Origin of the sequence: Amycolatopsis decaplanina DSM 44594, from assembly GCF_000342005.1 — a bacterium.
GTDB lineage: Bacteria > Actinomycetota > Actinomycetes > Mycobacteriales > Pseudonocardiaceae > Amycolatopsis > Amycolatopsis decaplanina.
The window spans coordinates 43,456-57,150 of sequence record NZ_AOHO01000076.1; the positions used below are offsets into that span (position 1 = coordinate 43,456).

Below are 13,695 nucleotides of genomic sequence, written 5' to 3' on the forward strand. Positions count from 1 at the left end.
CGTCGAAGAGCCCGACACCCGGAAAGGACACGTCCCATGCGTACACGCACCGTTTTTCTCGCCGTGGCCAGTGCCGTCGCCCTGTGTTTCACGATCCCTGCGACAGCCTCCGCGGCCGAAGGCGAATTCACCTACCGCTACTACGACGAAGACGAAGAGATCCAGGTCGGCACCCTGGTGGACCCGCCCAGCGGCGAATGCATCGAGATTCCCGAAATAGCCGACTGGGACGTCGACGCGTTCCGCCCGCGCAACGACACCGACTCGACGGCGGTGGTGTTCTTGGACGACGACTGCTCGAGCGATTCCTACTATTCGCTTCGCCCCCACGGCGGCCGAGGCTCGGACAGACTTCTCCTGCGTTCGGTGATCTTCAGTTAGCCCAAGCCTCGTGAGTGGTGAGGACGGTTAGAACCGTCCTCACCACTCACGAGCGCGGCACTACCTTCCCTCGTATCCAAGGGTCCTGCCGTGCTGACGCCGGTCAGGAGGTTCCGGTGAGGATCGTCAGCCCATAGGCCGACAGGACGCGGTTGACCGGGAGGAAGTAGGTGGAGCCGCCGCTGGAGCAGTTCCCGCTGCCTCCGATCAGCACCCCCTGCGCCTGTGTCCCACTGACGAACGGCCCGCCGTTGTCGCCCGGCTCGGCGCAGACCGAGGTCCGGGTCAAGCCGGTCAGCGTTCCCTCGGGAAAGGTGATCGTCTGATTCTTCGCCTGGATGATCCCGCACCGCCAGCCGGTGGTCGCGCCGTGCTTGCACACCGACGTGCCGACCGGGGCTTCGACCGAACCGGTGATCGTCACCCGGCTGTCGGTGGGCGGGATCGATCCCACCAGCCGCCAGTCGGTCGTGTTGGTCACCCGGATGACGATGGCGCCGTTCGGCGGGAACTGGGCGGCCACGACCACCCCGACCACGCGGCCCGCGCTGTGGACGGTGTCGCCTGGTCCGCCGCAGGCGGAGCTCGCGATCAGGTAGCCGATCTTCCCCGCGACGGCGGCGAATCCGGCCGTGCACCGGGACGCGGCGCTGCTCTGCAGCACGCTCCCGCCGCCGAGCGGTGCGGGAGCGTTTGCCTGCGCGGCCGGCGGCAGAACCAGGCAGAACACCAGGATCAAGCCGGGCAGAAAGCGGGATCGGGGCAGTCTCATGGGACCCTCCGACGGCCGGGGACGTCCCGATCCTATCCAGCCGGGCGCCCCGGCCCATCCGCCGAATCGCGCATTCTCAGCGCCACCCGAGCTCCGGCGCCACGTGCGTGAGGATGCTTTGCAGCACGTGCGCGTTGTACTCGACACCGAGCTGGTTCGGGATGGTCAGCAACACTGTGTCCGCGGCCTCGATCGCCTCGTCCTCCTTGAGCGCCCGCACCAGCTCGTCCGGCTCGGCGGCGTACGAACGCCCGAAGATCGCCCTGGTCGTCTCGTCGATCATGCCGACCTGGTCCCGCGAGTCGCGATCGCGGCCGAAATAGGCACGGTCCAGGTCGTTGATCAACGCGAAGATGCTGCGGCTGACCGACACCCGCGGCTCACGCTTGTGACCGGCCTCCTTCCAGGCTTCACGGTAGGCCTCGATCTGCTTGCGCTGCTGGACGTGCAGCGGCTCCCCCGTCTCGTCGTCCTTGAGCGTGGAACTCTGCAGATTCATGCCCTGCTCCGCCGCCCACACGGCGGTCGCGTTCGAACTGGAACCCCACCAGATCCGCTCGCGCAGCCCCTCCGAGTACGGCTCGAGCCTCAGCAGCCCCGGCGGATTGGCGAACATCGGCCGCGGGTTCGGCTGCGCGAAACCCTTCCCGTCGAGCAACTCGAGGAAGACCTCGGTGCGTTGCCGGGCCATGTCCGCCGCGGTCTGTCCCTCGGCCGGGCCGTAACCGAAGTAACGCCAGCCGTCGATCACCTGCTCCGGGGATCCCCTGCTGACCCCGAGCTGGAGCCTGCCCCCGGAGATGAGGTCGGCGGCGCCGGCTTCCTCGGCCATGTACATCGGGTTCTCGTAGCGCATGTCGATCACGCCGGTGCCGATCTCGATCTTCGAGGTGCGGGCGCCGATCGCCGACAGCAACGGGAACGGGCTGCCCGCCTGGCGCGCGAAGTGGTGCACACGGAAGTACGCGCCGTCCACGCCGAGCTCCTCGGCCGCGACCGCCAGATCGATCGACTGGTGCAGGAAGTCGGCGGCGGACCGGGTCTCGGAGTGCGCGCTCGCCGACCAGTGGCCGAACGACAGGAATCCAATCTTCTTCACAGGACGTGCAAGCGCCCGATGACCTGATTTGATTCCCTGCCGAGGGCGCTCGCACCGGCCGAGCCAGGAGCGTTCGGCGAGCTCGGCTCCCGGAGCGCGGGCCGCGGTCGCCATGGTCGCGGTTCGGACGGGAAGTGCCGGACACGTCGCTCGTCATCGAGGGGCAGGACAGAGGTGTCGTGACCGGCACCTCTGCGGTGAAGGTTTCCGGCGCGAGCGTCGTGAGTGTTTCGGTTCGCTGGTTTCGCGCGGCGTCCAGCTTTTCCCGCGAGCCACACAAAAGCGATATTCGACGGCACCGGCTGCGCCAGACAAAAGAGCCCACGCCCGACTCGATTCTCACAGAACAGAAGTGTCCATGACAATTCCCGCTTCCGGACACAACTGGACCATGACTGTCCCCTACGGCGCGACGAATCGGGTTTGCCCAGCTCCAGGGCGACGAACAACGGTGTCCCAACGTCTTTGACCACCAGAATCACGACTGCGGACACGTCGGACATAAATGGGCCGCCCTCGGCGCGACCCGGCCGATAACGTCGAATTCGGTCACCCGGATTGGACTCGGTCGGCCGAACGGGTGAAATCGATTCCAATGCCATATTCGAATACTTCCATCTGGGTAGTCTCCGTTCGTCCCGAAGGACCGACCGAGGACGACACACCATGCGATCGACGTTCAAGAGCCACCTCATGCCCACTCGCTCGCACGCCCACCGTTACGGGCGGACCACGGGGCGGGCCGACCAGCCCAGAAAGGGGGCCCGATGAAGAAACCTTTTCGGCACCAGGGCTGCATCTACGGCAGCGATGCGGAGTTCCTCGCCATGGCCGTGCCCTTCGCCGAGGACGGGCTACGCCGGAGAGAGCCGGTGCTGGCCGTCACGACCGCGGGCAACCTTGACCTGCTGCGGGCCGCACTGGGCGTCGACGCCGACCGAATCGAGTACACCGAGGCGGCGACCTTCGGCCGCCGGCCGTCGCAGTGGGCAGACGCACTCCGCGACCGCTGGACACGCCACCGGTCCGACGCGCCCCCAGGCCCGGTACGCATCATCGCCGAGCCGGCGTGGGGAGGCCGATCCCGACGAGAAGTAGCCGCATGGCTACGGATGGAGGCGAGTCTCACCATGTCACTGGCCGACACCGAGATCTGGATGATCTGCCCCTACGACACCAGGGTCGTCGAAGCGGGCATAGTCGAAGACGCCCACCGGGTCCATCCGGAATGCGTGGTGGGATGCAGCGCGAAGCCATCCGCGCAGTTCATGGTTCCCGAAGAGTTCACCCGGGCCGAGACTTCGCCGGGCCGCGCCGCCGACATGTTCAGGTTCGCAGGGGATCTGGTCTCCGTGCGGCGATACGTACTGGAAAAGGCCATCCCGATACTGCGCACGGAGAGCACCTCGGCGATGTTCGACGTCGCCGTCGGCGCGGTGCTCGCCAGCCTGCTCAACCACGGCATCGACCGGGCGGCCGTGTGGGTGCGGCCCGTCGCGGGCCGCGTGGTGTGCACGATGCGCTGTGACCAGCCGCTCGACCTCCAGCGATTCCCTGACTCAGGACACCGGAACACGAATCGGCTGGACAACAACCTGCGGATGGCCGAACAGGTCTGCGAGTGGCTCGACATCAGCTCGGACCCCGGCGGCTGCACCATCGAACTGGCCATGCCGGGACAGGTGCGGAGAAACCCGGCCGGGCCGGGAGCGAAAACCGGGGCTTCCGGACCTGAACCATTCGTGTCCCATGCGACGGACAGTTCTGTCCGGTGCCGCCCGGACCGGGAGGACACCGTGTTCGCGGCGGCGGTGAGGCACCCGGGTGAAGACGGCTGCGACTTCACCGATCGGGGTGAACACTGATCGGCGTGGAGACGCGAACACGGCGTGCCGTGCGGATCGAAGGGATCGTTCAAGGCGTCGGGTTCCGGCCCTTCGTCCACGGTCTCGCCACGCGGCTCGGCCTGGCCGGTCATGTCGGCAACGACGTCGACGGCGTGTTCGTCGAGGTGGAGGGGCCGGCCGCGGACATCGAGGCGTTCTTGGTCGCCCTGCGCCGTGACGCTCCCCCGCTCGCCGCGGTCGAACGGGTGACCTCGGTGGAGACGGCGCCGAACGACGGGCGTGGATTCAGCATCGTGCCCAGCGACCCCGGTGGAGGCAAGCGGGCACTCGTCGCCGCGGACAGCGCCGTCTGCGACGACTGCCTCCGCGAACTGGGCGACACCGGCGACCGCCGCTTCGGCTACCCCTTCATCAACTGCACCAACTGCGGCCCGCGCTTCACCATCGTGCGCGACGTGCCCTACGACCGGCCCCTGACCACGATGGCCGGTTTCGGACTGTGCACCGTTTGCGCCGCGGAGTATCACGACCCGGCTGATCGCCGCTTCCACGCGCAGCCGACCTGCTGCGCGGACTGCGGCCCGCGGTTGCGGCTGCGGGACACGGCCGGGCGCGAGGTTCCCGGCGACCCGATCGCGGCGGCGGCCGCGCTCCTTCGGGAAGGTCGGGTGCTGGCGATCAAAGGGATCGGCGGTCAGCACCTGGCTGTCCTCGCGGCGGACGAGCGGGCCACCGCCCTCCTGCGGAAGCGCAAACACCGTGAGGACAAGCCTTTCGCCGTGATGGTGTCCGATGTGGACGATGCGAGGACCTTGTGCGAAGTGGACACCGCCGGGCGTGAGTCGCTCACGAGCAGGCGACGCCCGATCGTGCTTCTTCCCCGGCTCGCGGACGCGCCGGTCGCGGCGGCCGTCGCGCCGGGGACCCGGCAGCTCGGTCTCCTTCTCCCCTATTCCCCGCTGCACCATCTCCTGCTCGCGGCGGTCGCCGCTCCGATCGTGCTCACCAGCGGCAACGTCTCCGAAGAGCCGATCGCCTACACCGACGCCGACGCCTTCGCCCGGCTCGGCGGGATCGCCGACGCGTTCCTGACCCACGACCGGCCGATCCATATCCGCACCGACGACTCCGTGGTGCGGCCATGGCGCGGCCGGGAATCGGTGCTGCGGCGCTCTCGCGGATTCGTCCCGGAACCCGTGACGTTGCCGTGGACCGCGCCACGACCCCTGCTCGCCTGCGGCGCGGAATTGAAGAACACCTTCTGCCTGGTCAAAGACCGCTTTGCGGTCATCTCCCAGCACATCGGTGATCTGGAGAACTTCGAGACACTACGGTCGTTCACGGAAGGAATAGTCCACTTCAGACGATTGTTCGACATCGATCCCGCACTGGTCGCGCACGACCTGCACCCGGAATACCTCTCCACCAAACACGCTTCGGACCTGGCCGAACACTCCGGCGTCGAACTCGTCGGGGTACAGCATCACCACGCGCACATCGCGTCGTGCCTCATCGACAACGGCGAAGAGGGACCGGTTCTCGGCGTCGCCTTCGACGGCACCGGCTTCGGGGACGACGGCACGATCTGGGGCGGGGAATTCCTGCTCGCCGACCTGACGACATACGCAAGGGTCGGCCACCTGGCGCCGGTGCCCATGCCCGGGGGGACGACGGCGATCAGGCAGCCGTGGCGGATGGCCGCGGCGTACCTCGACCAGGCCTTCGACGGCTGTCCGCCGACGAACTTGGCCGTCTCGGGCCGCAACGCCACCACGTGGGCCACCGTGATCGCACTCGCCAGACGCCGGATGGCGTCACCACTGACCTCTAGCGCGGGGCGGCTGTTCGACGCGGTATCGGCCGTGCTCGGTATCCGCGACACCGTCCACTACGAGGGACAGGCCGCGATCGAACTGGAACAACTGGCGGACGCGGGCGAACGGGATGCCTACCCGGTGAGCGTATCCGGGGCGGGTCCGCTGGTGGTCGCCGGGGCGGACCTGGTCCGCGCGGTCGCCGAGGACGTGCTTCGGGGTGTTCCCCCGGCGGTGGTCTCCGCGCGGTTCCACAACGGGATGGCCGAGGTGATCGCGCGCTGCTGCGTGTCGCTGCGCGAAGGGACAGGAGTGGACACGGTGGCCATCTCGGGTGGCGTCTTCCAGAACCTGCTTCTGCTCGACCGGACGGTGGACCTGTTGCACGAGAACGGTTTCCGGGTACTCACCCACACCCGCGTGCCGGCGAACGACGGCGGCATCAGCCTCGGTCAGGCCGCCGTCGCCGCCGCGAGGGATCGCGCGGGGATCACATCTTCCTGATCGTCAGGTACCGCCTGATGTCCGGGAGGAAGAGCACCAGGAGTACGAGCGCCACGGCGGCCGTCATCGCCAGTACCGCCATGAAGATGTAGCCGAGCACAGTCATGCCCGGCGCCCTCTTTTCGCCTTCCGGCAGTCCGGTGGGCGTTCTCATGTCCCCTCCCGCGATTCCTTGTGCCCGAGAGCGGCATCGTCCAGCAATGCGGCCACCGTGCCGTCCCAGGTGGGCAGCGCGTGCCGCGATTTGTAGCGCTGCAACGCCGCGAGTGTCTCCCTGTCGATACGCAGCCAAGCGCTGCCGGGGAAATGCAGGTCGACGGTCTCCCGCCAGACCTTCACCGGCAGTTCGTAGGACGCCTCCTTGCTCCACGGCACCTGCCGCACCGACAACCGGCCGTCACTGATGCCGAAAACGGTGCCGCTGAACAGCAACAGCAACGGGATCACGCCGTCGGAGACCGAGTTGAAGTACTTGGTCGACGCGATCTCCAGGTCGTAGGTGACCGGCACCGGCAGGTCGACCGTCGTGTTCCCGGTGAATCGCGGAACCATGGCGGACACCGTGATGAACTGCATCGGCTTCACCGTCTCCGCCCACCGCGAGGTGTCCCCGAACAGGTCGCGCAACTGCTCGGCCTCCTCCGCCGAGTAGCGCCGCCGGTGCGGTTCGATCCGGATCTGGCAGCGCAGCGCGATCGCTTCCACCCGCTCGCCGCTGGTCTCGGTGATCCGCAGCCGCAGGGTCAGGCTCGGTACGACACCGTAGCGCTCGGGCTCGGCACCGATACAGTCGAAGACCAGCTCAGCCACGGCTCATCCCTCCACGCCGAACCGCCGGGCGGCGGAGCGGACTCCCGCGAAGAACCCGTCGATGTGCTCGTGCGCCTCCTGGCCGCCGTCGAAGCCCTTCCAGTACATCCGCACCGTGCCGACCAGGCGGTAGCAGACGTCCACCGGGACGAGGTAGGCCTCGACCTGATCCTCGGTGGCGTGGATCAGGATCGCCTCGACCTCGGGTTCGGCCGCGGCCAGCAAGGGATGCGCCGCCGCCAGCTCGGCCAGTGCCTCCAGGTTCAGCAGGCATTCGGTCGCGCCCGCCGGGCTGGGGTAGAACGCCGTCGTCCCACCGTCGCCGCGTAACAGGAACGCCGCTCCCACCGGGATGCCGAGGCCTTCCCATTCGGCTTTGGTCAACGGGCGTTCGTCGTCGTGCAGATAGCGGTCCGGCACCGCCCGATATCTGCCACCACCTGCTTCCGGGCTGGTGAAGAGCAGGAAACAGGCACGGCAGGTGCACAGGATCGAGCGATGCTCGGTGTCCACGACATGACCGTGCCAAGCCCCGGTCGGCTGTGCGCACAACTCGCAGCCGTCCTGGACCGGATGCGACGGGCGCGGCGACGCCGGTGCGACCTCGGCGGGACCGACGAAGCGCCGCAAGCCGGCTCGCCGGGTCACGACGACACCGCCTTCGGCACCGCGACCCGCACTCCTTCGCTGTCCGAGAGCAGCGGCAACGGATCGAGACGCAGCCCTCCGTCGTCGACTCCCTTGCCGGCGAGCCGCACGTCGAACCGCGCACCACAGCCCGCACAGCTGAGCACCTCTCCATCTATGGTGGACTCACCGAGGGAAGATCCACAGGCGGCGCAAGCATCTCGGTAGGCGTAGAGGGTTCCACGCACCGAGCAGACCAGCACGGTGAGCCCCTCGACCGGCACGCTCACCGGGCGGCCGGCCGGCGGCCCGAGGTCGGGCAGGACACTCCAGCCGGAGCTCGCGGTGCCACCGGACGGTTCGGGTGCGTGCCACCCGTCGGGCGGCCCCATGCCGACCTGGAGCACCGTGACGGGGTCCGGATCCGGTGCGGGGACGCCGGCGACTTCCACTCCGGTGATCTCGGGCGCGGCCTGCTCGATCGCGCCTTCGATCGCCATCTTGACCGTCAGTGACGAGGATGGGCATCCCTGACAGTTGCCTTCCAGCCGGAGCCGGGCGACCCCGTCGCCGTCGACTCCGAGATATTCGACCCCGCCCGCATGCGAGCCGAGATAAGGCCGGACCCGGTCCAGCGCCCGCTGGATCCTGGTGTCGACGTCGACCGGATGCAGGTCGTGCAGAAGCAGCAGGCTGCCGACCAGATCGTCGTCGGCCAACCGAAGGAGGGTGTCGCGGTCGTGCTCGGCCAGCAGGACGGCGACCCGCTCGAGCCCTTCGCCGTACATGCCGACCACCAGCCGGATCAGCTCTTCCGTGATCTGTTTGCCGCGACCTTCCGGCAGCTCACGAAGCATTCTTTCCATCCGGTCACCGACGATGTCGGCCGTTTTCGACATCCGGTCATCACTCCTGGTATTCGGCGTTGAAGGCGTGGGGCGTGTGGTACTTCGTGATCTCTTTGCCGGTTCCGACCGACATGTGCACGCCACACGGCAGACACGGATCGAAGCTCCGCACCGCTCGCATGATGTCGATGCCCTTGAAATTCTCGGGCGGATTCTCCTCGAAGATCGGGGTGTTCTGCACCGCGTCCTCGTACGGCCCCGGGGTGCCGTAGGTGTCGCGCACACTGCCGTTCCACGGTGTCGGCGGATACGGGTGGTAGTTGGCGATCTTGCCGCCCTTGATCACCATGTGGTGCGAGAGAGCGCCACGCACGGCTTCGGTGAACCCGCAGCTGGCCGCCTCGTCGGGAACGGTGAACTTCTCCCAGGTGCTGGTGTTCCCGCCACGGATCTCCGCCAGTGCCTTCTCCGCGAAATGCAGGGCGAGGCCCGCCGCGTAGGCCTGGAAGTAGCTCCGCGCGCGGTTGCGCTCCAGCGCGTTGCTCCACTGTGGAATCTTCCACTCGAAGCTCACCGCGGGCTTGAGCGACGTTCGCGGCAGATTGATCCGCACGCTGTGTCCGGTCGACTTGACGTAGTCGGTGTCGACCAGTCCGGCGAGGGCGGTCACCCACAGCCTCGCGAGCGGTCCGCCGCCGGTGTCCAGTGCCAGATGATCGGTGCCGTCGAACCAGCGCGGCGACATGGTCCACGAATACTTGTCGTCGAAGTCGCGCTTGGCGGGCCGCGGGATGGTGTGCTGGTTCCACGGATGGCGCCGGTCGACCGGATTGCCGAGCGGGTCGCGCCGGACGAACATCTCCTGGTCCTCCCAGTCCTCGTAGAACGAGTGACCGAGCAGGATGCGGATGCCGAGGTTGATGTCGACCAGGCTGGTGGTGACGAGCTTGCCGTCCACCACCACGCCCGGGGTGACGAACATCTTCCGGCCCCAGCTCTCCATGTTCTCGTAGGTGAAGTCGCAGTGGGCAGGATCGTTGAGGCTGCCCCAGCAGCCGAGAAGGATGCGCCGCCTGCCGACCTCTTCGTAGCCGGGCAATGCCTCGTAGAAGAAGTCGAACAGGTCGTCGTGCATCGGCACGACCTTCTTCATGAACTCGACATAGCGCATCAGCCGGGTCAGGTAGTCGGTGAACAACTGCACCGTCGCCACCGTGCCGACCCCGCCGGGATACAGCGTGGACGGATGCACGTGCCGCCCCTCCATCAGGCAGAACATCTCCCTGGTGTAGCGCGAGACGTGCAGCGCCTCCCGGTAGAACTCGCCCTGCAGCGGGTTCAACGACCGCATGATGTCGCCGATGGTGCGCATCCCGTGTTCCGAGGCGTGCGGCGCTTCGGTGCGGTTGGCCAGTTCCAGCACCCCGGGGTTGGTCTCGGCGACCATCCGCTCGCAGTAGTCAACCCCGACCAGGTTCTCCTGGAAGATGTTGTGGTCGAACATGTACTCGGCGGCCTCGCCGAGGTTGATGATCCATTCGCCGAGATGCGGCGGGCGTACGCCGTAGGCCATGTTCTGGGTGTAGACCGAGCAGGTGGCGTGGTTGTCGCCGCAGATCCCGCAGATCCGGCTGGTGATGAAGTGTGCGTCGCGAGGATCCTTGCCCTTCATGAAGATGCTGTAGCCCCGGAAGATCGACGAGGTGCTGTGACACTCGACGACCTTCTTCTTCGCGAAGTCGATCTTCGTGTAGATGCCGAGGCTGCCGACGATCCGGGTGATCGGATCCCACGCCATCTCCACCAAGCCGGGGTTCCGCGTGTCTGCCATCGATGGGTCCTCGCTCCGTTCACCAGTTGGATTTGTAGCCGCTGGTCAGTGAATTGCCCTTGTGCCGCCATTTCGGTTCCTCGTCGGCCGTCCTCTTCGTGAAGCCGCGCAGGGCACGGATGACCGTCCCGTAGGCGGTGGTCGCCGCGGCGGACACCTTCGCCCCGGGCGGTTCGTCCATGAACGGCATGAACTTGTCCGGGAAACCGGGCATGGTGCAGGCGATGCAGATGCCGCCGACGTTCGGGCAGCCGCCGACGCCGTTGATCCAGCCGCGTTTGGGAACGTTGCACTTGACCACCGGACCCCAGCAGCCGAGCTTCACGAGGCACTTCGACGAGCCGTAATCGGTGGCGAATTCGCCCTGCTCGTAGTAACCCGCCCTGTCGCAGCCCTCGTGGACAGTGGCGCCGAACAGCCACTTCGGGCGCAAGGCCTCGTCGAGTGGGATCATCGGCGACTGCCCGGCGGCCTGGAACAGCAGGTAGAGAATGGTCTCCGAGAGGTTGTCCGGATGAGTCGGGCAGCCGGGAACGCACACGATCGGGATCCCCGCCTTGGACCGCCACTCCCACCCGAGGTAGTCCGGCACACCCATCGCGCCGGTCGGGTTACCCGCCATCGCATGGATGCCGCCATAGGTCGCGCAGGTGCCCACCGCGAGGACCACCAAAGCCTTGGGGGCCAGACGATCCAGCCATTCGCTCGTGGTCATCGGCTGGCCGGTCGCCGGGTCGTTGCCGAACCCGCACCAGTAGCCCTCGGTCTTGATCGCCTCGTTCGGGATCGATCCCTCGACGACCAGCACGAAGGGATCGAGCTCGCCACGGTCGGCCTTGTGCCACCACTCGATGAACGTGTCGGCGCCCGTTTCCGGACCGGATTCGAAATCGATCAGCGGCCAGTGCACCTCGACCCTGGGCAAACCGGGTAACGCGCCGAGCATGATGTCCTCGATGCTCGGCTGGGTCGCGGCGGTCAGCGCGACGGAGTCGCCGTCACAACCGAGACCGCCGTTCATCCAGAGGATGTGCACCACCTGCTCGTCGGCCGACTCCGGCTCCGGGGTTCCCACTGCCGTGTCGGCCGTGGTCATGGATGATTACCTCCTTGCGAAAGGTTCGACCACATTCGAAATGGACGAACAACCGGCGGGCAGGGTGAAAGACAGACATGCCGACCCGAGAAGCGGCAAGGAATAACGACCTTGAAAAGATCGGCTTCCGGTTTCCGGCCGGTATCACGGTAGCCCCCGTCCTTATGCGACAGCAAGGACACCCCGGGTACCCCGCCGGACATAACTGTCCTACCCGGTTGCCCTGTCCGCCTTTTGGCGGGTACCCGTGCCCCTGTACGCTGGCCGGACTCGGCAGACGGGCGGGTTACACGTGGAAGTTTCGGATTTCGCAGACCTGAAGACGCCCATTGAGCTGCTTCCGGTCGTCGTGCTCTCCAAGATCTTCCCGGCCCGCCCGTCGTCGATTCCCGAGATCCGTGAATTCGTCCGTCATTCACTCGCGGAGTCGCCACTCACCGACGAAGACAACCGCGAAGTGGGCCAGACGGTCTTCCGCGCATTGCTCGACGCCGCCGGCCCGACCGGCACGATCCAGATCTCCTTCCGGATCTTCCCGGAGCACGTCGAGGTCGACGTCCTGCATTCGCAGTCCGGACAGCCGGGCGAGCCCACTCTCGCCGAGGTGGCCGAACTGGAGGCCACGATGCCACCACCACAGGCGAAGACGGCACCTTTCGGACAGTCGGCGACCTTCTCCGAGTGGATGGCCGATGTGCTGCGCAGGGAAGGGCTCACCCAGGAGGCCGCGGCCCGGCAGCTCGGAGTCTCGGTGAAGACCGTCGGACGATGGGTGGGCGGCGAGACCGAGCCGCGGATGCGTGACCTGCGCCGTCTGCGAGAACGTTTCGGCCAGCCACCGCTGAGCTGATCCGGCGACCGCGGCCGTTACAAGATCCACCGACCGAAGAAATGCCCGATCCAGTGAATCGTGTCACCGAGATGTACCATTGACGTATCACCGTGGTCAGCGAACACTGGTGCCTCGTTCCCGCTGGACAAAGGTGTCCGAGTGAATTGGCCGGCGCCAGGCTGTAGCGTATTTCCGAGGGCGAGGATCATCGCGCGCCCGTATCGGCGCGGCGATCGGGCGTTCAGCATCGCGGCGGACAGCTAAGGCGTGCATCTGTCTCGAAAGAATGGATCTTCGGCGCGAAGTACATCTGCATCACCGGTGAATTCGTCACCACATATGACCGACTGCCTGTCCTGAAACCCCATAAGGAATCCGATCGTGACAGAATTGTCGCGTTCCGGCGGTGCCGATGTCCTCGACGCATTGGCCGATCGTCGTATCCGACCCTTGAATGATCTCGCCGAGCATGCCGAGGACATCGCGCGCACCTGCCACAGCATGGCGACCCGCTTCCAGCGAGGCGGGAAGCTCCTGGTCTTCGGCAACGGTGGCCCGAGCACCGACGCTCAGCATGTCGCGGTCGAGTTCGTGCACCCCGTCATAGTCGGCAAACGGGCCTTACCCGCCCTTTCCCTGACGTCGGATGTCGCCACGCTCACCGGGATCGCCAACCGGGAAGGGCTGGCCGAAGTCTTCGCGCACCAGATCCGGTTCCTGGCGGAACCTCTGGACATCGCGCTCGGTCTGTCCACCGACGGCGACTGCGTCAACGTGGTGCGCGGGCTCGAGCAGGCCCGCGACCTGGGCCTGTTGACCGTGGCGCTGACCGGTGACCGCGGTGGCGCCATCGCGGCCCGCCGAGCCGCCGACCACGTGCTGATCGCCGCGTCGGCGGACCCCAGGGTGGTCAAGGAAGTGCACGTGACGATGTACCACATTCTCTGGGAGTTGGTTCACGTTTTCTTCGAACATCCTGGTGTGCTCGCGCAGGAGGCGACGGCGTGAACGTCCCCGAATGCCGTGACGACGTCTGCGTGACCTGTTCCGACTCCGCGGTCCCCGTCACCGTTCTCGGCCTGCTGGACGACTGTTACGCCGTCGTCCGCACGGCCGCCGGCCGCGAAGAACAAGTGAGCGTCGCGCTGGTCAACGCCGAGGTCGGCGACACCATCCTGGTGCACGCCGGCGAAGCGATCGCGGTCGTGGGGACGGGTACCCGGTGAAGCGGACC

General features: G+C 66.9%; 14 protein-coding genes. 6 read left to right on the top strand and 8 right to left on the bottom strand.

All coding sequences use genetic code 11. The features are described 5' to 3' along the window. Nucleotides 1-36: 36 nt before the first annotated feature. The gene (locus H074_RS33825; protein WP_007034599.1) at nt 37-381 is read left to right on the top strand and encodes a hypothetical protein; all 345 of its coding nucleotides are present in this window, start codon (nt 37-39) and stop codon (nt 379-381) included. Nucleotides 382-484: 103 nt separating this feature from the next. Here H074_RS33825 and H074_RS33830 read toward each other — a convergent pair whose 3' ends face one another. Then, complete coding sequence (locus H074_RS33830) at nt 485-1,153, bottom strand: S1 family peptidase (protein WP_007034600.1); 669 nt, start codon at nt 1,151-1,153, stop codon at nt 485-487. Between the two features lie 76 nt (nt 1,154-1,229). Next, nucleotides 1,230-2,252, bottom strand: coding sequence for an LLM class flavin-dependent oxidoreductase (locus tag H074_RS33835; protein WP_007034601.1), 1,023 nt, complete (start codon nt 2,250-2,252; stop codon nt 1,230-1,232). A gap of 767 nt (nt 2,253-3,019) precedes the next feature. Between H074_RS33835 and H074_RS33840 the strand changes: the two genes are divergently transcribed. Beyond that, nucleotides 3,020-4,117, top strand: coding sequence for an MEDS domain-containing protein (locus tag H074_RS33840; protein WP_007034602.1), 1,098 nt, complete (start codon nt 3,020-3,022; stop codon nt 4,115-4,117). A 5-nt stretch (nt 4,118-4,122) separates the two neighbouring features. Next, nucleotides 4,123-6,417, top strand: coding sequence for a carbamoyltransferase HypF (gene hypF, locus H074_RS33845; RefSeq protein WP_039924038.1), 2,295 nt, complete (start codon nt 4,123-4,125; stop codon nt 6,415-6,417). Here hypF and H074_RS41185 read toward each other — a convergent pair. Genes H074_RS41185 through H074_RS33870 form a run of 6 tightly spaced genes read right to left on the bottom strand, consistent with a single transcriptional unit; the run spans nt 6,404 to nt 11,629 of the window. Further along, on the bottom strand, nt 6,404-6,571 hold the full coding sequence (locus H074_RS41185) for a DUF6893 family small protein (protein WP_167333189.1): 168 nt from the start codon (nt 6,569-6,571) through the stop codon (nt 6,404-6,406). The two genes, hypF and H074_RS41185, sit on opposite strands and share 14 nt — an antisense overlap. Further along, the gene (locus H074_RS33850) at nt 6,568-7,227 is read right to left on the bottom strand and encodes a DUF6084 family protein (protein ID WP_007034604.1); all 660 of its coding nucleotides are present in this window, start codon (nt 7,225-7,227) and stop codon (nt 6,568-6,570) included. Before H074_RS33850 ends, H074_RS41185 begins: the two co-directional genes overlap by 4 nt. A gap of 3 nt (nt 7,228-7,230) precedes the next feature. Then, nucleotides 7,231-7,875: a DUF5947 family protein gene (locus tag H074_RS33855; RefSeq protein ID WP_007034605.1), complete on the bottom strand. Its 645-nt coding sequence runs from the start codon at nt 7,873-7,875 to the stop codon at nt 7,231-7,233. After that, on the bottom strand, nt 7,872-8,753 hold the full coding sequence (locus H074_RS33860; RefSeq protein WP_007034606.1) for a NifU family protein: 882 nt from the start codon (nt 8,751-8,753) through the stop codon (nt 7,872-7,874). Before H074_RS33860 ends, H074_RS33855 begins: the two co-directional genes overlap by 4 nt. 7 nt (nt 8,754-8,760) lie before the next feature. Then, complete coding sequence (locus tag H074_RS33865; RefSeq protein WP_007034607.1) at nt 8,761-10,533, bottom strand: nickel-dependent hydrogenase large subunit; 1,773 nt, start codon at nt 10,531-10,533, stop codon at nt 8,761-8,763. 19 nt (nt 10,534-10,552) lie between these two features. Then, nucleotides 10,553-11,629 carry an NADH-quinone oxidoreductase subunit B family protein gene (locus tag H074_RS33870; protein WP_007034608.1) on the bottom strand — a complete coding sequence of 359 codons (1,077 nt, stop codon included), beginning with the start codon at nt 11,627-11,629 and terminating at the stop codon, nt 10,553-10,555. 292 nt (nt 11,630-11,921) lie between these two features. Here H074_RS33870 and H074_RS33875 point away from each other — a divergent pair, with 292 nt between their 5' ends. The 3 genes from H074_RS33875 to H074_RS33885 all read left to right on the top strand — a co-directional run bounded on the left by H074_RS33875 (nt 11,922) and on the right by H074_RS33885 (nt 13,687). Beyond that, nucleotides 11,922-12,479 carry a helix-turn-helix domain-containing protein gene (locus H074_RS33875; RefSeq protein ID WP_007034609.1) on the top strand — a complete coding sequence of 186 codons (558 nt, stop codon included), beginning with the start codon at nt 11,922-11,924 and terminating at the stop codon, nt 12,477-12,479. Nucleotides 12,480-12,851: 372 nt separating this feature from the next. Beyond that, a complete protein-coding gene (locus H074_RS33880) occupies nt 12,852-13,469 on the top strand; it encodes a D-sedoheptulose-7-phosphate isomerase (RefSeq protein WP_007034610.1) in 618 nt (205 codons plus the stop codon). Further along, nucleotides 13,466-13,687 (top strand): HypC/HybG/HupF family hydrogenase formation chaperone, encoded by a 222-nt coding sequence (locus tag H074_RS33885; protein WP_007034611.1) that lies wholly within the window; start codon nt 13,466-13,468, stop codon nt 13,685-13,687. The genes H074_RS33880 and H074_RS33885 overlap by 4 nt, the downstream gene beginning before the upstream one ends. Nucleotides 13,688-13,695: the final 8 nt, after the last annotated feature.